Here is a 19,095-nt window from a genome sequence, read left to right on the forward strand (position 1 = left end):
TCGGTTCGCCTCTGTCCGCCATCCATGGCGTCCAGACCTTGTCATTCACGCTTCGGTTCGCCGATTTCAGCGGGGACACAACCCCCTCGCTGTGAGACTTGATGTAAAGGGAAAATCTGTGTTGCTGAAGGAATGCCTGATGGCAGCTGCGCCTTATCAGGCCTACAAAACCCTGTTTCTGAAACGGCGTAGGCCGGATAAGCGCAAGCGCCATCCGGCATTGGCGTTCAAAAAGGTTGCCGGATGGCACCTGAATTTTATCCACCCGACAAATCATCCTTATCAATCCCCAGCCGTTTCATACGTGAGAGCAGCGTCGTGCGCTTCAGCCCCAACCGCTGCGCGGCACCTTTTGGCCCGGCGACCACGCCGTTGGTCTCCTTTAACACGCGCACAATCAGCTGATACTCATCCTCCCCGTCGCGCGGCGACTCGGCGGGCGGCGTCGCGGGCATGGGCGGCATGGCGATCTCCGCCATCGAAAGCTGCAACACATTGCCGCGCGTCAGCAGCACCGCGCGCTCAATCATATTCTCCAGTTCACGCACATTCCCCGGCCACTCCATCGCGCTCAGCACCCGCAGGGTTTCCGCCGGAATACTGTCGATATTGCGCCCCATCTTGCGGGCGATTTTAAAGGTGAAAGCTTTCACCAGCAGCGGAATATCCTCCGGGCGCTCGCGCAGCGACGGCAGCTGGATAGGAAACACATTCAGACGGTAGTAAAGATCGCTGCGAAACTCGCGATCGGCGACCATCTTCTTCAGATCGCGATTGGTGGCGGCGATCAACCGCACATCGGTGCGGATCAATTTGTTACTGCCGAGCCGCTCAAACTCCTGCTCCTGCAACACGCGCAGCAGCTTCGGTTGCAGCTCGAGCGGCATATCGCCCACCTCATCAAGAAACAGCGAGCTCTTATCCGCCAGCTCAAAGCGGCCGATGCGCTGGGCGCTGGCGCCGGTAAACGCGCCGCGCTCATGACCAAAAAGATCGCTCTCCATCAATCCGGCCGGCATCGCCGCGCAGTTCATCTTCACCATCCGGCGGCTGTTGCGCTCGCTCAGATTGTGGATAGCACGGGCAATCAGCTCCTTACCGGTGCCGGTTTCGCCGAGGATCAGCACCGTGCTGTTACTGCGCGCCACCATCTCCACCTGTTTCAGCACCCGCGACATCGCCTCGCTGCGGCCGATAATCTCGCCAAACTCACTGTCGACCTTATTAAGCTGCTCGGTCAGCGCGAGGTTCTCATCCACCAGCCGCTCCTTCAGGCGATGGATCTCCTGGTAGGCCAGCGCGTTATCCACCGCAATGGCGATACGCTCGGCGATCTGGCGCAGCAGCTTGAGGTTCGCCTGGGTAAAGACCTCTTTCTGGCACTGCGCCAGCTTCAGCACGCCGAGCAGGTTTTTGCCCGACATCAGTGGCAGCAGGCAGAGCGTCTGGATCTGGTTGCCCCAGGTCTCAAACAGCATCCGCTCATAGGGGGCAAGCTTGTCGCGCTCGTGCAGGTTGAGCAGCAGCATCTCTTTACTCAGGAACACGCGTTCCGTCAGCGTGCCCGCCTCGTCCGCCTCCTGGGTTTCATGCGTCGGATTGGCCTCATCAAGGTAGTGCGTGGAGTAGATGGTCAGCTTGCCTTTGCGGCTGCCGCGCAGCACCAGGCTGATGGCGTCAATGCCGAAGTAGTAGTGGATCTCTTTGGCGACTTCGCTCACCAGCTCATCCATATGCAGCCGCGAGAGCACGGCATTGGTAATGGCGACCAGAATGCGGTAATCGTTGCGCTCCTGGCTGAGCAGGGCATAGTCCGGCGTGCGCCGGTCGCGGGTCTGCAACTGTTCGGCCACCACCGCGACTAACTGCGTCAGCGTATTAAGGCGCTCCAGCTCGCGCTCGCTCCAGGGCTGGTCGTCATAGCGAAAGAACTCGCAGCCGCCGAAAATCTGCCCCTCCGCCGCCAGCGGCAGCAGCGCGTAGTGGGCGAAGGGTGGGTAAAGCCCGCTTGCGGCAAGGACGGGCCAGGTCTCATTAAACAGCTCCGCCGTGCAGTGCAGCGCCTGCGGGTGCGAGAGAATATGCCGCACCGGCCCGCTCGCCAGCAGCGCCTGATCGCCATACTCCGCGCCCTTTTCCGTTGTCTGAACACTGTAGCGGCTCGCGCGGTGGCTATCCGCATGCCACAGCACAATCGCCGCGCCCTGCGCCAGCCCCGCCTGACGCGCCAGCTGCGCCAGCGTTTCGCTGAGCGCCGCCACGTTCGGCTGCTGTAATAATATCCGCGTGATATCGAAAAGCCCTTGCTGTCCGAGATCGCTCATCGGTGTATACGACATTTTGCTCATCCAGAAACACACCAACAGGTGTGAAAAATAACAACTAGCAGATCCGCGGTAACGGCTCCGCATGGGGGAGATCTAACAGGCGTTTCACGCCGTAAAGCCCGGCTAACCGCACGCCCTGTTGTTCGACGACTTCACCAATCATCGCGGCGTCTTTACCTAAAGGGTGGGCGCGTAAGCGGCTGAGCGCCAGTTCGGCGCTGTCGCGCGCAACGGCGATCACCAGTTTGCCCTCATTGGCGAAGTTAAGCGCATCCAGCCCCAGCAGTTCACACACGCCGCGCACCGCCGGGTTAATCGGCAATTTGCTCTCTTGTAATTCAATGCCATGTCCGCAGGCGGCGGCAAACTCATGCACCACCGCGTTGACGCCGCCGCGCGTTGCGTCGCGCAAAGCTTTGACGCCGGGCAGATCGCGCAGCGTCTCAATTAACGGCGTCAGCACCGCGCAGTCGCTGCTTAACTCCCCGTCGAGCCCCAGCCCTTCACGCAGGTTGAGGATCGTCGCGCCGTGGTCGCCCAGCGTGCCGCTTGCCAGCAGCACATCGCCCGGCTGTAACGAGGCCGCCGCCCAGTGAATAGTGGCGGGGATCGCACCAATACCGGCGGTATTAATAAACAGCTTATCCGCCGCGCCGCGCTGCACCACTTTGGTGTCGCCGGTGACAATGGCGATCCCGGCGTTGCGGGCAGTCGCGGCCATGCTCTCCACCACCTGTTTCAGGGTTGCCATCGACAGCCCCTCTTCGAGGATAAAGCCGCAGGAGAGGTAGCGCGGGATCGCGCCGCTGACCGCCACATCATTGGCGGTGCCGCAGACGGCGAGTTTGCCGATATCGCCGCCGGGGAAAACAAGCGGGTCAATCACATAGCTGTCGGTGGAGAAGGCAAGCCTGTCACCGCCCGCCGCCAGCGCCGTGAGATCGAGGCGCGCCTGATCCTCCTGCTCCGCCAGCCAGGGGTTGGCGAAGGCCTGCATAAAGAGTTCGCCGATTAGCTGCTTCATCGCCTGGCCGCCGCTGCCGTGCGCCATCTGAACCTCATTCATACTTCACACTCCTGAGCACGATAGTGATACCAGGCGGCGCAGGCTCCTTCAGAGGAGACCATCAGCGCGCCAAAGGCGCTTTGTGGATTACAGGTGTTGCCAAACAGCGGGCAGTGGTGCGGTTTGCAGCGCCCGGTCAGCACGTCGCCGCAGCGGGCGCGCGGGTCGTCGTACACCTGCTGCATGGCTGGCTGGAAATGGGCTTCGGCATCAAAACGCTGATAGGGAGCGGTCAGATGCACGCCCGACTCGCCAATCATCCCCAGCCCGCGCCACTCGCTGTCGCCGCGCACGGTGAAAACGTCGGCAATCGCCTCTTGCGCCCGCCGGTTGCCCTCATCCGGCACTACGCGGCGATACTGGTTCTCCACCCGGCTTTGGGCGGCAACTTTCTGCTCGACCAGCATCAGCACGCCCTGTAACAGGTCGAGCGGCTCAAAACCGGCGACCACCAGCGGGCGCTGAAACTCATCGGCGATAAAGGTATAGGCGTCGGTGCCAATCACCATGCTGACGTGGCCGGGCGCGAGAAAGGCGTCAATGCCGTTATCGGGCTGCTCAAGCAGGCTGCGCAGGGTCGGGATCAGCGTGATGTGCTGGCAGAAGAACCAGAAGTTGTTGATATCCCGCGCCTTCGCCTGCTGTAGCGTAATCGCGGTGGCAGGCATGGTGGTTTCGAAGCCGAGGCCAAAAAAGACCACCTTACGCTGCGGGTTTTTCTCCGCCAGCGCCAGCGCATCAAGTGGCGAGTAGACGATGCGCACATCCGCGCCGCGCGCCTTCGCCTGTAACAGTGAGCCGTTTTTGCCCGGTACGCGAATGGCGTCGCCGAAGGTGCAGAAGATCACCTCCGGGTGGCTGGCGATCTCCACGCAGGTGTCGATGCGCCCCATCGGCAAGACGCAGACCGGGCAGCCGGGGCCGTGGATAAACTCAATATTCTCCGGCAGCAGCTGGTCGAGGCCAAATTTGAAAATGGCGTGGGTGTGGCCGCCGCACACCTCCATAATGCGCAGCGGTCGCGCAGCGGTGTAAGCCAGTGCGTTAGCGCGTTCACGCAGGCGGGCGATAAGCTGCATCACCTGCTCCGGCGCGCGGTATTCATCGACAAAGCGCATTATCCCTCCTCGCCGTAGAGCAGCGCGCCGACATCCGGCTCAACGTCAAACATGTTTTGCAGCGCCGCCAGCGTTTCGCGCGCTTCCGCTTCGTTGATAATGCTCATGGCAAAGCCGACGTGCACCAGCACCCACTGGCCGATACGCGAGCGACCCTGCTCATCTTCACTGCCAACCAGTGTTAAATCGACATTGCGCTGGATGCCGCTGACATCAACTTTCGCCTGCAGGCCGTCAATGGCGCAGATTTGCCCCGGAACGCCTATGCACATCGTTGCGCCTCCAGCCACTCAAGCCACGCGTCCATACCGTCGCCTTTGGTGGCGGAAACCAGCAGGATCTCAATCTCCGGGTTCACCTCCCGCGCATAGGCGATGCACTGCTCAACATCGAAGTTGAGGTAGGGGAGCAGATCGACTTTGTTGAGTAACATCAGCGAGGCGGCGGCGAACATATGCGGATATTTGAGCGGCTTATCCTCGCCTTCAGTTACGGAGAGCACTGCCACTTTATGCCGTTCGCCAAGATCGAAACTCGCCGGGCAGACCAGATTGCCGACGTTCTCAATAAACATGATGCCCTGCTCGGCCAGCGGCAGACGCGGTGCGGCATCGGCAATCATCTGCGCGTCGAGGTGGCAGCCTTTGCCGGTATTCACCTGAATCGCCGGGGTGCCGGTGGCGCGGATGCGCGCGGCGTCGTTAACGGTTTGCTGATCGCCCTCAATCACCGCGCAGGGGAGGCGGTTTTTCAGGCGCAGCAGGGTTTCCGTGAGCAGAGTGGTTTTGCCGGAGCCGGGGCTGGAGACGAGATTCAGCACCAGCTGCTGGCGGGCCGCGAAGCGCGCGCGGTTGCGGGCGGCGATGCGGTTGTTCTTATCCAGCACGTCGATCTCAACTTCCAGCATCCGCCGCTGGCTGATGCCCGGCGCGTGGGTTCCCGCTGCGCCGTGTCCATAATGTAGATCGCCTTCGTCGAGCTGAGTCGGGCTGAACGCATCGGTTTTGACCCCGGTAATGGTCAGCGCCGGGCGCGTCGCCGGAGCGAAGGGGGCGCTGCGAAAGGCGGAGTGGGGGTTATGTTCATCGCCTTCTATATAGCGGTTTCCATCCTGACAACCACATGTCGTACACATTGCTTACTCCTCAATTTCCAGTCGCTGAATTTGCATACCGTCGTCGGCGACGATCTGCAACTGGTCGCTGTGGCATTGTGGACAGCGGCGTACACGCTGACTGAGTAACGTCACATACTGCTGGCAAGACTCACACCAGCACTCGGCCTGTTGTTGTTCGATATGCAGTCTACAACCTTCCGCCAGGCTGCCGCGGCAGACCAGATCAAAACAAAACGTTAAAGCGTCCGTTTCGACGCAAGAAAATGCGCCCACCTTCAGCCAGACGCCGGTGACCTTGCGTGCGCCATTTGCCGCCGCCTGTTGTTCAATCACCTCCAGCGCGCGCTGGCACAACGTGATTTCATGCATAACGCCTCCTTATCATTTCCCCTGCTAATGCAATAACAGTGCCACTCCCGATTTAGTCAGGGTGACGATGACGACAATGACGAGATGACACGTCGAAATTCGCCTTTATTTTTATAAAAGCAATTAAAATCAGTAGCTTAAAAACTGGCATGGATGATGCTTATCAGCAGTTGTTTCAATTAAGCGGGTAAGCTGAGATGACGATTTGGGAAATTAGCGAAAAGGCGGATTACATCGCCGGACGGCACCACCGTCTGCAAGAGGCGTGGCGCAGTTACTGCAATACGCTGGTTCAGGGCATTACGCTCGCCAAAGCGCGTTTGCACCACACCATTGGCTGTGCGCCGGAGCAGCAGCTCTGCTTCGTGCTGTTCGATCACTTCACGGTTTATATCACCCTGAGCGGCGGCTTTAACGGCCATACCATTGAGTACGCGATTGCCAATAAAGGCAGTGAAGAGAAGCGTTTAATCGCCGAAGCGCGGCTCACCAGCGACGGGAAAATTGATGGCCTGTTTGAGGTCCGCGATCGCGAAAAGGTGCTTGAGCACTACCTCGGCAAACTCGCCGCCGTCTACGACAACCTCTATGCCGCAATGGAAGCCGATACGCCGGTCAACCTCACCACCCTTGCCCGCGACGGGCACTCGCCGGTGCTGGCCTGAGCTGGAGTGTCGACAGGTGTCGACATGACACCTATCGACATGTTTCGTCAAAAATGACTGCCCGTAAGCGGGCGACTCACCTGAGGATCGACTGGTGAACCGTTTTGTAATTGCCGACCCGGCGCTCTGTATTGGCTGCCACACCTGCGAGGCGGCCTGCGCCGAGACGCACCGCGCGTATGGATTGCAGGCGATGCCGCGCCTGCGCGTCATGCGCAGCCATCATGAATCCGCGCCGCAGCAGTGCCACCACTGTGAAGATGCGCCCTGCGCCGGGGTCTGCCCGGTGAACGCCATCAACCGCGTGGATGGCGCGGTGCAGCTCAATGAGAGCCTCTGCGTCAGCTGTAAGCTCTGCGCGATTGCCTGTCCGTTCGGCGCGATTGAGTTTTCCGGCAGCCGTCCGCTGGATATTCCGGCCAACGTCAACACGCCAAAAGCACCCGCCGCGCCGCCGATGCCTGCGAAAGTGAGTTCGCTGCTCGACTGGGTGCCGGGCGTGCGCGCCATCGCCGTGAAGTGCGACCTCTGCTACTTCGACGCCGACGGCCCGGCCTGCGTGCGCATGTGTCCGACCAAGGCGCTGCACCTGGTCAGCCCGCACGATATCAATCGCGCCAGCCGCCGCAAACGCGAGCAGACCCTTAATAGCGATTACGGCGATCTGGCGCGGTTTGCGCAGAATAACGGGAGTGCAAAATGACGCTTTTCTCTTTGCTGAGCGCAGCGGTCGTCACACTGAGCGCTGCTGCGCTGCTGGCGGGCCTGCTGAGTGCGTTCAAACCCCTGAGCGGCTTCTTCGCGGGGCTGGGTGGTGCGGTGGGCTGCCTGCTGGCGACGGCGGCTGGTCTTGGTGCGCTGCTCGACGGGCAAACCGTGAGCGGTAGTGTGCCGCTGATTAATCTTCAACTGTTACTCACGCCGCTCGGCGCCGTCTGGCTGCTGACGCTTGGTGTCTGCGGTTTCTTTATCAGCCTCTATAACCTGGCGTGGCACCGCCATCAGGCGGTAAAAGCCAATGGCCTGTTGATTAACCTCCTGCTGGCGGCGGCGATCTGCGCGGTGAGCGCAGCCAACCTTGGCGCGCTGGTGGTAATGGCGGAGATCATGGCGCTCTGCGCGGTGTTCCTCACCGGGTGCAGCGCCTCCGGCAAACTCTGGTTCGCCCTCGGGCGTCTCGGCACGCTGCTGCTGGCGCTGCTCTGCTGGCTGCTGTGGCAGCGCTACCAGACCCTCAATTTCAGCGTGCTGAGCCTGCACCCGCTGAGCGGCGGCACCTGGCTGCTTGGCGTGATTGGTTTTGGCCTGCTGGCGGGGATTATCCCGCTGCACGCCTGGGTACCGCAGGCCCATGCCAACGCCCCGGCTCCGGCGGCGGCGCTCTTCTCCGCCGTGGTGATGAAAGTTGGCCTGTTCGGCATCCTGACGCTCTCTTTACTTGGCGGGCAACCGCCGCTGTGGTGGGGCGTGCTGCTGCTGGCGTTTGGTCTGCTGACGGCGTTTGTCGGCGGGCTGTATGCGCTGATGGAGCACAACATTCAGCGGCTGCTGGCTTACCACACGCTGGAGAATATCGGCATTATCCTGCTCGGCCTTGGCGCGGGCATCACCGGGCTTGCGCTGCGCCAGCCTGCGCTGGTGGCGCTCGGGCTGGTCGGCGGTCTCTATCATCTTTTCAACCACAGCCTGTTTAAAAGCACGCTGTTTCTCGGTGCGGGCGCGCTCTGGTTTGCTACCGGTTTTCGCGATATCGAAAAACTGGGCGGCCTCGGTAAACGCATGCCGCTTATCTCGCTGGCGATGCTGGTTGGCCTGATGGCGATGGCCGCGCTGCCGCCGCTCAACGGTTTCGCCGGCGAGTGGGTGATCTACCAGGCCTTCTTCCGCTTAAGCGCCAGCGGCAATTTTCTTCTGCAAGTGATGGGGCCGCTGCTGGCGGTCGGGCTGGCAATTACCGGCGCGCTGGCGGTGATGTGCATGGCGAAAGTCTATGGCGTCACTTTTCTTGGCGCACCGCGCAGCGCGCAGGCGGAAAACCCGCGCCCGCTGCCGTGGCTGATGAGTGTAAGCGTAGCGGCGCTGGCGATCTGCTGTGTGATTGGCGGGGTTGCCGCGCCGTGGCTGCTGCCGCGCCTGTTCAGTGCCGTGCCGCTGCCGCTTGAAACGGCGAACACCGTGGTGTCGCAACCGATGATTGCCCTGCTGCTGATTGCCGCAACGCTGCTGCCGCTGGTGCTGCTCTTGCTGCTGAAGGGCGACCGTCTGCCGTCGCGCAGCAGGGGGGCGGCGTGGGTGTGTGGTTACGACCATGAAGCGTCGATGGTCATCACCGCCCACGGTTTTGCGATGCCGGTTAAAGCGGCCTTCGCGCCGATACTCGCGCTGCGAAAATGGCTGGAGCCAACGCTGTCGCTGCCCGTCTGGCGGGGCGACGCCGCGCCGCTGCTGTTTCGTCGCCTGGCGCTGATTGAGCTGGCGGTGCTGGTGGTTGTGGTGATTTCCCGAGGAGCCTGAAGATGAGTTTTCTGTTTGCTGTTGTACAGGCGCTGGTGCTGTTCGCCCTTGCGCCGCTGCTTTCCGGCATCAGCCGCGTGGCGCGTGCGCGTCTGCATAACCGGCGCGGGCCGGGCGTGCTGCAGGAGTATCGCGATCTGTTCAAACTGCTCGGGCGGCAGAGCATTGCCCCGGCGGCTTCCGGCTGGGTCTTTCGTCTGACGCCGCTGGTGATGGTTGGCGTGATGCTGACGGTGGCCACCGCGCTGCCGGTAGTGACAGTGGCCTCACCGATGCCGCTGCTCGGCGATCTGATTACCCTTATCTACCTCTTCGCCATTGCCCGCTTCTTCTTCGCCATCGCCGGGCTGGATACCGGTAGCCCCTTCACCGGGCTGGGTGCCAGCCGCGAAGCGATGCTCGGCGTGCTGGTGGAGCCGATCCTGCTGTTGGGCTTGTGGGTGGCGGCGCTGGTCGCCGGATCAACCCATATCACCCACATTACTGACACCGTTTATCACTGGCCGCTGCACGCCAGCCTGCCGCTGTTTCTTGCGCTCTGCGCCTGCGCCTTCGCCACCTTTATTGAGATGGGCAAGCTGCCGTTCGATCTGGCGGAAGCGGAGCAGGAGTTGCAGGAGGGGCCGCTCTCCGAGTACAGCGGCAGCGGCTTCGCCATCCTCAAGTGGGGCATCAGCCTGAAACAGCTGGTGGTGCTGCAACTGTTTGTCGGCGTCTTTTTACCCTGGGGGCAGATGACCGCCTTCAGCGTTGGCGGGCTGCTGCTGGCGCTGGTTGTCGCGCTGCTGAAACTGCTGCTCGGCGTACTGGTTATCGCCCTGTTTGAAAACAGCATGGCACGCCTGCGTTTTGTTGCCGCTTCGCGCGTCACCTGGGCCGGTTTCGGCGTCGCCTTCCTGGCCTTTGTCTCCTTGCTGGCGACCTATTAAGAGAGTTTATCTATGTCTGAAGAAAAGATCGGCCAACACTACCTTGCCGCGCTGCATGAGAAGTTCCCCGGCGTGGTGCTGGAGAGCGCATGGCAGACGAAGGATCAGCTGACCCTGACCATCAAAATCAACTACCTGCCGGAAGTGGTCGAGTTTCTCTACTACCAGCAGGGCGGCTGGCTGTCGGTGCTGTTTGGCAACGATGAGCGCAAGCTCAATGGCCACTTCGCCGTTTACTACGTGTTGTCGATGGAGCAGGGCGTCAAGTGCTGGATCACCGTGCGCGTCGAAGTGGATGCCCTGAAACCGGAGTACCCCTCCGTCACGCCGCGCGTGCCGGCGGCAGTATGGGGCGAGCGCGAAGTGCGCGATATGTATGGCCTGATCCCGGTAGGCCTGCCCGATGAGCGCCGTCTGGTGCTGCCCGACGACTGGCCGGATGAACTCTATCCGTTGCGCAAAGACAGCATGGATTACCGCCAGCGCCCCGCGCCAACCACCGATGCGGAAACCTACGAGTTCATCAACGAACTGGGCGATAAGAAGAACAATGTGGTGCCGATTGGCCCGCTGCACGTCACCTCTGATGAACCGGGCCATTTCCGCCTGTTCGTTGATGGCGAGAACATTATCGACGCCGATTACCGCATGTTCTATGTCCACCGCGGCATGGAAAAGCTGGCGGAGACCCGCATGGGTTACAACGAGGTGACCTTCCTGTCGGATCGTGTTTGCGGCATCTGCGGCTTTGCCCACAGCACCGCTTACACCACCTCGGTGGAGAACGCGATGGGCATTGTGGTGCCGGAGCGCGCGCAGATGATCCGCGCCATTTTGCTTGAGGTCGAGCGCCTGCACTCCAACCTGCTCAACCTCGGCCTGGCCTGCCACTTTGTCGGCTTTGACTCCGGCTTTATGCAGTTCTTCCGCGTGCGTGAAACCTCAATGAAGATGGCGGAAATTCTCACCGGGGCGCGTAAAACCTACGGCCTGAACCTGATTGGTGGTATCCGCCGCGACATGCTGAAGGATGAGATGATCCAGACCCGCCAGCTGGCGCAGCAGATGCGCCGCGATGTGCAGGAGCTGGTCGATATGCTGTTAAGCACGCCGAATATTGAGCAGCGCACGGTGGGGATTGGCCGCCTCGATCCGCAAATCGCCCGCGACTTTAGCAACGTTGGCCCGATGGTGCGCGCCAGCGGCCACGCTCGCGACACCCGCGCCGATCACCCGTTTGTTGGTTACGGCCTGCTGCCAATGACCGTCCACACCGAGCAGGGCTGCGATGTGATTTCGCGCCTGAAAGTGCGTATCAACGAAGTCTTTACCGCCCTGAATATGATTGATTTTGGTCTCGATAATCTGCCCGGCGGCCCGCTGATGGTGGAGGGCTTTACCTATATTCCGCACCGCTTTGCTCTTGGCTTTTCCGAAGCGCCGCGCGGGGATGATATCCACTGGAGCATGACCGGCGACAACCAGAAACTCTACCGCTGGCGCTGCCGCGCGGCGACCTACGCCAACTGGCCGACCCTGCGCTATATGCTGCGCGGCAATACCGTCTCTGACGCGCCGCTGATTATCGGCAGCCTCGATCCCTGTTACTCCTGCACCGACCGCATGACGGTGGTGGATGTACGCAAGAAAAAGAGCCAGGTGGTGCCCTACAAAGAGCTGGAGCGCTACAGCATTGAGCGTAAGCACTCGCCGCTGAAATAGAAGGAGCGTTGCAAGCCATGTTTACCTTTATCAAAAAAGTGATCAAAACCGGCGCGCCGACAAGCGACTATCCGCTGTCGCCGATGCCAGTTGATAAAAATTTTCGCGGTAAGCCGCAGCACAACCCGCAGCAGTGCATCGGCTGCGCGGCGTGCGTCAACGCCTGCCCCTCTAATGCGCTGACGGTAGAGACCGATCTTGCCACCGGCGAGCAGGCCTGGCAGTTTAATCTTGGGCGCTGCATCTTCTGCGCCCGCTGCGAAGAGGTCTGCCCGACGGCGGCGATTACCCTGTCGCAGGAGTATGAGCTGGCGGTGTGGAACAAGGCCGACTTTCTGCAACAGTCGCGCTTTGAGCTGTGCCAGTGCCGCGAATGCGCGCGCCCCTTTGCCGTACAAAAAGAGATCGATTACGCCATCGCGCTGCTGGCGCATAACGGCGACACCCGCGCCGAAGCGCACCGCGCCAGCTTTGAAACCTGCCCGGCCTGTAAACGCCAGCAGTGCCTGGTGCCAACCGACCGGATTGAATTGACCCGCCATATGAGAGAGGCCAGCTAATGAGCCAGCTTATTGGACCGCGCGACGCAGAGGGCATTCCGCTGCCGATGACGGTGGAGGAGTCCATCGCCAGCATGAAAGCCTCGCTGCTGAAGAAGATCAAACGCTCAGCCTACGTTTACCGCGTGGATTGCGGTGGCTGCAACGGTTGTGAAATCGAAATTTTCGCTACCCTTTCGCCGCTGTTCGATGCCGAACGCTTCGGTATCAAGGTAGTGCCGTCGCCACGTCACGCCGATATTTTGCTCTTTACCGGTGCGGTCACCCGCGCGATGCGCTCCCCGGCGTTACGCGCCTGGCAATCGGCGCCCGATCCGAAGATCTGCATCTCCTACGGTGCCTGCGGCAATAGCGGCGGGATCTTCCACGATCTCTACTGCGTCTGGGGCGGAACGGACAAGATCGTGCCGGTCGATGTCTATATTCCCGGCTGCCCGCCGACGCCTGCCGCCACGCTGTATGGCTTTGCGATGGCGCTCGGGCTGCTGGAGCAGAAAATTCACGCCCGCCTCCCCGGCGAGCAGGACGATCAACCGGCGGAGATCCTCCATCCGCAGATGGTGCAGCCGCTGCGGGTCAAAGTGGATCGCACCGCGCGTCGGCTGGCGGGTTATCGCTATGGCCGCCAGATTGCCGATGACTACCTGCGCCTGCGCACCCTCGGCGAGCATGAAGTGATGAACTGGCTGGCGCAGGAGAACGATCCGCGCCTGACGGAGATTGTCAGCCACCTTAACCAGGTGGTGCAGGAGGCGAAAATCTGATGGGCGAAACGGTGGTCTTTAGCCAGCTGCGGCGCAAATTTATCGACGAAAACGAGGCGACGCCGCCGCAGGCGCAGCAGGTGGTCTACTACAGTCTGGCTATTGGCCACCATCTTGGGGTGATCGACTGTCTGGAGGCGGCGCTCACCTGCTCGTGGGACGACTATCTGGCGTGGATTGCCACCCTTGAAGCGGGCAGCGAAGCGCGGCGAAAAATGGAAGGGGTGCCGCGCTATGGCGAAATTGTTATCGACAGTACGCATGTGATGCTGCTGGCGAACGCGTTTGACCGCGCGCTGGCGCAGCAAACCGCAACGCAGCAGGCGTGGAGCCGCGAGTTACTGTCGATGCTGCATGATATTTACCAGGAGAGCGCCATCTATCTGATGGTCAGGAGGTTACGTGACTGACGTTTTACTCTGTGTCGGCAACAGCATGATGGGCGATGATGGCGCAGGCCCGCTGCTGGCGGAGATGTGCGCCGCGAAACCTGCCGGAGAGTGGCGGGTGATTGATGGCGGTAGCGCGCCGGAGAATAATGTCGCCGCGATCCGTGATTTGCGCCCGGCACGGCTGTTGCTGGTCGATGCCACCGATATGGGGCTTAACCCTGGCGAGATCCGTGTGGTTAACCCGGACGACATCGCCGAGATGTTTATGATGACCACCCACAATATGCCGCTCAACTACCTGATCGATCAGCTGAAAGAGGATGTGGGCGAGGTGATTTTCCTCGGTATTCAGCCCGATATCGTCGGCTTTTACTACCCGATGACGCCGCCGGTGAAGGCGGCGGTAGAGACGATCTATCAGCGGCTTGAGGGCTGGCAAGGGCAGGGCGGTTTCGCCACCCTTTAACGGCGACGTTTCTCTGCGTACATCACTTTGCCGCTCTCCTCCAGCATGTCGCGCAGAGTGGTGTACTTCTCATCCTGCTCAATCACACCGTGAGAGTAGTTGATGTGATAGTTTTTGCCGCCGCTCACCTCCAGCGCGTCCATTCGCGTTTGCAGGTCGAAGAGGAAGGCATCGACATCGTGCTCGGCGCTGTTACTGAGCAGCACGGCAAACTCCCCGCCACCCATGCGCGCGGCGATATCCTGCTCCTGCAGGCATTTCGTCAGCGTGCTGGCGAAGGTTTTCACCACCGCATCCCCCTCTTTACTGCCCAGCACTTCATTGATCGACTTCAGGTTGTCGATGCTGAAATAGAGCAGGCTGAAGGGGGTGTTGTGCTCTTTCGACAAGGTGAAGCGCTTCTCGCCGGAGCGGTAAAAGCCGCGGCTGTTGGGCATGCCGGTCAGGGCATCGGTCATCGCCATACTGAGAATTAAAAACTCATCTTCGACGATGGCGGCGAAATCGAGCAGGGTGTTGATCTCCGCGCTGGAGAAGGGGCGCGGGTAGGTATCAATAATGCAGATGGTACCGGCAATGGCGCCATCCGGCAGACGCACCGGGCAACCGGCGTAGAAACGCACCCACGGCTCGCCGGTGACGAAGGGGTTATCGGCAAAGCGCGTATCCATCTGGGTATCTTTCACAATAAAGACGCCCTCTTCGAGAATGGCGTGGGCGCAGAAAGAGAGGTTACGCGGGGTTTCGTGGGTATCGATGCCGCCGCGAGAGAGCAGCCACTGGCGATCGCGATCGAGCAGGCTAATCACCGCAATCGGCACATCGAAGGTGGTTTTCGCCATGCGGGTTAAGCGGTCGAAGCGTTCGTCATCTTTTTTATCAAGCAGATCCATCATGTATAAAGAGTGCAGACGCTCTTTTTCGTTGACTGGCATAGCTGGAAAAATCATATGACATCCTCGATAGGGCCCGTTTTCTAAAGTGTAGACATTTCTTGTAACGATTGCGTTATATATCCGTGGCTTGAGGATGGGCTTTACCCTTCGCACAAAAGGTGCATTGCCGCCTTCAGACGCGCCGCCTACAATCGACTGACTTAACACACAGGAGCAATGCTATGTCTGAACTTTCGCTGACTTATCGTCTGGGCGACAACGAAGTGGGTCGTCTGGGTTATGGTGCAATGCAGCTCGCAGGCCCTGGCGTGTTTGGCCCGCCGGCCGACGAAGCGCGCGCGTTGCAGGTACTGCGCGATGCGGTGGCCGCCGGGGTGAATCATATTGATACCAGTGATTTTTACGGCCCGCACGTCACCAATAAATTGATTAAGCAGGCGCTGCATCCCTACCCGGATAACCTGACGATTGTCACCAAAGTCGGCGCGCGCCGCGATGAGAAAGCCAACTGGCTGCCCGCTTTTAGTGATGAAGAGCTGACCCGCGCGGTGGAAGATAACCTGCGCAATCTCGGGCTTGATGTGCTGGATGTGGTGAACCTGCGCGCGATGTTTAGTGCCCACGGCCCGGCGGAAGGGTCGCTGGAGGCGCCGCTGGAGACCTTAATTAAGCTGAAAGATCGCGGCTTGATTCGCCATATTGGCCTCAGCAACGTGACGGCGAAACAGGTGGCGGATGCGCAGAAGATGACGCCCATCGTCTGCGTGCAGAATCTCTATAACGTGGCAAACCGCCAGGACGACGCGCTGATTGATAGTCTGAATGAGCAGGGCATCGCCTTTGTGCCGTTCTTCCCACTTGGCGGTTTTTCACCGCTGCAATCGAGCGAGCTGAATGCGGTAGCGGCGGAGCTTGATGCAACGCCAATGCAGGTGGCGCTGGCGTGGTTGTTACAGCGTTCGCCCAATATTTTGCTGATCCCGGGCACCTCCTCTCCGCAGCATCTGCAGGAGAACCTCGCCAGCGCGAAGCTGGTGTTGCCGCGCGAGGCGCTGGAGACGTTAAACAGCATCGGCGCGTAGCGCGCCAGGCATTGCCGGATGGCGGCTCCCGCCTTATCCGGCCTACAAAACTCTCAACCGGTTCGGTTTACGTAGGCCTGATAAGCGCAGCGCCATCAGGCATTAATCTGCTGCATTGCCGGATGGCGGCTTTGCCTTATCCGGCCTACAAAAAATCAGGCATTAGCCAACTTTAACCACCGACTCGCGGCACACCAACTCGCCCTGATGGGCGCGCGGGGGCGTTTCGTCCGGCAATAAAAGGATCGCCACCGCGTGGCGGATCATCTCATCCATCGGCACATGCAGGGTGGTGAGCGCCGGGTTGTAATATTTGCCAATCACCGAATCATCGAACCCGGCAAGGGAAACATCCTCCGGCAGGCGCAGCCCGGCCTCCTGACACGCTTTCGCCACGCCAATCGCCATATCGTCATTCCCCGCCAGCACACAGCTGAACGGCACATTGCGCGCCAGCAGCTCGCGCCCGGCCTCATAACCGCTGTCGGTGCTCCAACTGCCGCGCACCAGCAACTGTGGGTCCGGCTCGATTCCGGCGTTGCGCAGCGCCTGGTGATACCCCGCCAGACGGCTGTCGCCGGTGGGCGAACCCTCGGAACCGGCGACAAAGGCAATACGCGTATGCCCCTGCGCCAGCAGATACGCCACCATCCTTTCACTGCTCTGCTGGTGGTCAACAAACACGCACTGGCTGCGGTTGCGGCTCAGTTCGCGGTTAATCACCACAATCGGCGTCTCGCTGGTATCAATAATCTCGTCCAGCTCGTCGACCGTCAGGTATTTCGGGTAGATGAGGATCGCTTCACAGCGCAGCGACAGCAGGAGGTCGATAGCGTCGCGCTCCTCTTGAGCGCTGTGTTTTCCGTCCGCCAGTACCAGCTGACGACCGTGCATTTCGCTGTCGGTCGCCGCGTGGTAAATCATGCTGGAGAAGAACGGGCCGTTGTAGAGCCCGTTAGTGATCACCAGACCGACGGAGTTGGTTTTGTTATTGGCAAGGTTGCGCGCCAGTTGGTTTGGCTTGTAACCCGTTTCGTCAATCGCCTGCATAATGCGGGCTTTAACCTCTTCGCGGACAAAGACTTTGCCGTTCAGCGCGCGCGATACCGTCGCTTTGGAGACGCCAGCCAGCCGTGCGACATCCAGTATCGTTACCATTCTTCATCCTCGCTCGTGTTATCTCTCTTGTCAGGCCAGCGACATCAGCGGCGCTCCCGCCGTGACGGCGCCTTGTGACTGATGGTGAGTAAGCGTGAACTCATCGCTGTTCACCACCAGCACCGGCGTTGTTAAATCATACCCGGCCTGCTCAATTTTCGCCTTATCGAATGCCAGCAGAGGCGTGCCTGCTGTCACCCGGTCGCCCTCTTTCACCAGCGGCGTAAAGTATTGCCCCTGTAAATTAACGGTATTCAGGCCAACATGGATCAGTAATTCTGCGCCATTGTCACAGATCAGGCCGATAGCGTGATGGGAGTCAATTAATGTCGCAACCTGCGCATCGCACGGCGCAACCACTTTTCCCTCGGCGGGGACAATCGCGATGCCATCGCCCAGCACTTTGCCGGCAAACGCTTCATCTTTCACGCTCTCCAGCGCAATCACTTCGCCTTTGATTGGGCTGAGCATTTGCAGTGTGCCAACGGTAACTGTCGCTGGTTTCTGCTCTGCGGGCGTCTCTTCAACCGGATCGTCAAAGCCAACAAACTGCACCATCACTACGGTCAGCACAATCGCCGTCCCGGCACCGGCCAGTTCGCCAATAAAGGACATCGGCGCATCGGGGCTGATGGCGTTCACCAGCGTAAAGAGGCCCGGCAGCGCGGCATAAGCATAATAGAGGCTGCCAAACAGGCTGGCGACCACTGCGCCGATGGCACCGCCAATACAGCCGCAGATAAAGGGCTTTTTAAAGCGCAGCGTAACGCCGTAAATCGCCGGTTCGGTAATACCAAAAATAGCGGTGACGCCCGCCGACAGCGAGGTGGCTTTCAGCTGTTTGTTACGGCTTTTGATAAACACGCCGAAGACTGCTGCCATCTGACCAATCACCGCGATGGTCTGGTAAGCCTGGAAGGAGTCATACCCCTGGGTGTCGAAGTTGGCCATGATCACCGGCGTAATACCCCAGTGAACGCCAAAAATCACAATCACCTGCCAGACGCCGCCAATAATCGCGGCTGCCAGCGCCGGAGCGGCATGGAACAGGGCGTTGTAGCCATTTGCCACGCCAATCGCCGCCCAACTGGTCAGCGGCCCAATCACAATCAGCGTCAGCGGCACAATCACTACAAAGCAGATAAGCGGCGTAAAGAGCGGGCTTACCACCTCCGGCAGCCATTTTTCCACCCGGCGCTCAAACCACGACAGCGCCCAGACGAGGAACAGCGGCGGCAGCACCGACGAGGTATAAACCGTTTCCGCCAGCGGGAAGAAGAGGAACTTCACTTCGTTACCGGCGGCGATTTTGCCCGCCAGCGCCGTCCACTCGGGGTTGATCAGCGCACAGCAGCAGAGCACGGCAATAAACGGGTTGCACTTAAAGTGGCGCGCGGCGGTGATGGCAATAAACACCGGCAGGAAGGCAAACGGTGTCCAGGACATAAAGTTGAGCACCGCAAAGGTGCCGGTGGATTTGATATCCGCATCCGCAAGGCCGAGCAGGATCAACAAACCCTGTAAAATCCCGGCGGCGGCAAGAATATAGACGATGGGGGCAAACACCGCCGACATGGTGGCGATCACCGCATCGAGCCAGCGCGTTTTGGGTGGCGGCGCGTCATCCCCGCGCTCTTTCACCATGCCGCTCAGGGCGTTAAAAACATCGGCGACGTGGGTGCCAATCACCACCTGGAACTGACCGCCGCTCTCAACGACCGCAATGACGCCGGGCAAACTCTGCACGTTGTTTTTCGCCGTGGCGGGCGTTTCATTGAGGACAAGGCGCAGTCGTGTGGCGCAGCGGGAGAAGTTGCTGATGTTCTCTTCACCGCCGACCTCCCGCAGGATATCGCTCGCTAACTTATTGTAATCCCTGATAACGGCCATTTTTATTTACCTTTTATTATCGGAAACTGAGTAGGTGTAACTGGGTGAAACCGGTTTCAT

At 60.2% G+C, this 19,095-nt stretch carries 20 protein-coding genes; 10 read left to right on the forward strand and 10 right to left on the reverse strand.

Annotation, left to right across the window (positions count from 1 at the left end):
* The 7 genes from ABIC80_RS17455 to hypA form a co-directional block, all read right to left on the reverse strand.
* A partial coding sequence (locus ABIC80_RS17455; RefSeq protein ID WP_429177996.1) for a hypothetical protein occupies positions 1 to 265 on the reverse strand: 265 nt, incomplete at its 3' end.
* A complete protein-coding gene (gene flhA, locus ABIC80_RS17460; RefSeq protein WP_128482238.1) occupies positions 258 to 2,339 on the reverse strand; it encodes a formate hydrogenlyase transcriptional activator FlhA in 2,082 nt (693 codons plus the stop codon). The genes flhA and ABIC80_RS17455, both read right to left, overlap by 8 nt.
* 43 nt (positions 2,340 to 2,382) lie before the next feature.
* The gene (hypE, locus tag ABIC80_RS17465; protein WP_429177998.1) at positions 2,383 to 3,393 is read right to left on the reverse strand and encodes a hydrogenase expression/formation protein HypE; all 1,011 of its coding nucleotides are present in this window, start codon (positions 3,391 to 3,393) and stop codon (positions 2,383 to 2,385) included.
* Positions 3,390 to 4,511: a hydrogenase formation protein HypD gene (hypD, locus tag ABIC80_RS17470; protein WP_429178000.1), complete on the reverse strand. Its 1,122-nt coding sequence runs from the start codon at positions 4,509 to 4,511 to the stop codon at positions 3,390 to 3,392. Before hypD ends, hypE begins: the two co-directional genes overlap by 4 nt.
* Positions 4,511 to 4,783, reverse strand: coding sequence for a HypC/HybG/HupF family hydrogenase formation chaperone (locus tag ABIC80_RS17475; RefSeq protein ID WP_042718782.1), 273 nt, complete (start codon positions 4,781 to 4,783; stop codon positions 4,511 to 4,513). Before ABIC80_RS17475 ends, hypD begins: the two co-directional genes overlap by 1 nt.
* A complete protein-coding gene (gene hypB, locus ABIC80_RS17480; RefSeq protein ID WP_429178001.1) occupies positions 4,774 to 5,646 on the reverse strand; it encodes a hydrogenase nickel incorporation protein HypB in 873 nt (290 codons plus the stop codon). The genes ABIC80_RS17475 and hypB overlap by 10 nt, the downstream gene beginning before the upstream one ends.
* A 3-nt stretch (positions 5,647 to 5,649) precedes the next feature.
* Positions 5,650 to 5,997: a hydrogenase maturation nickel metallochaperone HypA gene (gene hypA / locus ABIC80_RS17485; RefSeq protein WP_023480549.1), complete on the reverse strand. Its 348-nt coding sequence runs from the start codon at positions 5,995 to 5,997 to the stop codon at positions 5,650 to 5,652.
* Between the two features lie 197 nt (positions 5,998 to 6,194).
* Here hypA and hycA point away from each other — a divergent pair, with 197 nt between their 5' ends.
* The 9 genes from hycA to hycI all read left to right on the forward strand — a co-directional run bounded on the left by hycA (position 6,195) and on the right by hycI (position 14,009).
* On the forward strand, positions 6,195 to 6,662 hold the full coding sequence (gene hycA, locus ABIC80_RS17490; RefSeq protein WP_023480582.1) for a formate hydrogenlyase regulator HycA: 468 nt from the start codon (positions 6,195 to 6,197) through the stop codon (positions 6,660 to 6,662).
* Between the two features lie 94 nt (positions 6,663 to 6,756).
* Positions 6,757 to 7,365 carry a 4Fe-4S dicluster domain-containing protein gene (locus ABIC80_RS17495; RefSeq protein ID WP_054804321.1) on the forward strand — a complete coding sequence of 203 codons (609 nt, stop codon included), beginning with the start codon at positions 6,757 to 6,759 and terminating at the stop codon, positions 7,363 to 7,365.
* On the forward strand, positions 7,362 to 9,176 hold the full coding sequence (gene hycC, locus ABIC80_RS17500; protein WP_429178002.1) for a formate hydrogenlyase subunit 3: 1,815 nt from the start codon (positions 7,362 to 7,364) through the stop codon (positions 9,174 to 9,176). Before ABIC80_RS17495 ends, hycC begins: the two co-directional genes overlap by 4 nt.
* Positions 9,177 to 9,178: 2 nt before the next feature.
* Positions 9,179 to 10,105: a respiratory chain complex I subunit 1 family protein gene (locus ABIC80_RS17505; RefSeq protein ID WP_429178003.1), complete on the forward strand. Its 927-nt coding sequence runs from the start codon at positions 9,179 to 9,181 to the stop codon at positions 10,103 to 10,105.
* Between the two features lie 12 nt (positions 10,106 to 10,117).
* Positions 10,118 to 11,827, forward strand: a complete 1,710-nt coding sequence (gene hycE / locus ABIC80_RS17510) for a formate hydrogenlyase subunit HycE (protein ID WP_094421840.1) — start codon at positions 10,118 to 10,120, stop codon at positions 11,825 to 11,827.
* A gap of 17 nt (positions 11,828 to 11,844) precedes the next feature.
* A complete protein-coding gene (locus tag ABIC80_RS17515; protein WP_023480689.1) occupies positions 11,845 to 12,387 on the forward strand; it encodes a formate hydrogenlyase complex iron-sulfur subunit in 543 nt (180 codons plus the stop codon).
* Positions 12,387 to 13,151, forward strand: a complete 765-nt coding sequence (locus tag ABIC80_RS17520; RefSeq protein ID WP_042714733.1) for an NADH-quinone oxidoreductase subunit B family protein — start codon at positions 12,387 to 12,389, stop codon at positions 13,149 to 13,151. The genes ABIC80_RS17515 and ABIC80_RS17520 overlap by 1 nt, the downstream gene beginning before the upstream one ends.
* Positions 13,151 to 13,561, forward strand: coding sequence for a formate hydrogenlyase maturation HycH family protein (locus ABIC80_RS17525; protein ID WP_242389172.1), 411 nt, complete (start codon positions 13,151 to 13,153; stop codon positions 13,559 to 13,561). The genes ABIC80_RS17520 and ABIC80_RS17525 overlap by 1 nt, the downstream gene beginning before the upstream one ends.
* Positions 13,554 to 14,009, forward strand: a complete 456-nt coding sequence (gene hycI / locus ABIC80_RS17530; RefSeq protein WP_429178004.1) for a hydrogenase maturation peptidase HycI — start codon at positions 13,554 to 13,556, stop codon at positions 14,007 to 14,009. Before ABIC80_RS17525 ends, hycI begins: the two co-directional genes overlap by 8 nt.
* Here hycI and ABIC80_RS17535 read toward each other — a convergent pair.
* Positions 14,006 to 14,959, reverse strand: coding sequence for a GGDEF domain-containing protein (locus tag ABIC80_RS17535; RefSeq protein WP_042714729.1), 954 nt, complete (start codon positions 14,957 to 14,959; stop codon positions 14,006 to 14,008). The two genes, hycI and ABIC80_RS17535, sit on opposite strands and share 4 nt — an antisense overlap.
* A gap of 167 nt (positions 14,960 to 15,126) precedes the next feature.
* Here ABIC80_RS17535 and ABIC80_RS17540 point away from each other — a divergent pair, with 167 nt between their 5' ends.
* Entirely contained in the window at positions 15,127 to 15,987 is an 861-nt protein-coding gene (locus tag ABIC80_RS17540; protein ID WP_054804326.1) for an aldo/keto reductase family oxidoreductase, read from the forward strand.
* A gap of 162 nt (positions 15,988 to 16,149) precedes the next feature.
* Here the strand turns inward: ABIC80_RS17540 and ABIC80_RS17545 are convergent, their stop codons facing one another.
* A complete protein-coding gene (locus ABIC80_RS17545) occupies positions 16,150 to 17,145 on the reverse strand; it encodes a LacI family DNA-binding transcriptional regulator (RefSeq protein WP_413313173.1) in 996 nt (331 codons plus the stop codon).
* A 30-nt stretch (positions 17,146 to 17,175) separates the two neighbouring features.
* On the reverse strand, positions 17,176 to 19,035 hold the full coding sequence (locus ABIC80_RS17550) for a beta-glucoside-specific PTS transporter subunit IIABC (RefSeq protein ID WP_263754058.1): 1,860 nt from the start codon (positions 19,033 to 19,035) through the stop codon (positions 17,176 to 17,178).
* Positions 19,036 to 19,095: the final 60 nt, after the last annotated feature.

The sequence above is a fragment of the Kosakonia sp. 1610 genome, from assembly GCF_050435845.1.
GTDB lineage: Bacteria > Pseudomonadota > Gammaproteobacteria > Enterobacterales > Enterobacteriaceae > Kosakonia > Kosakonia cowanii.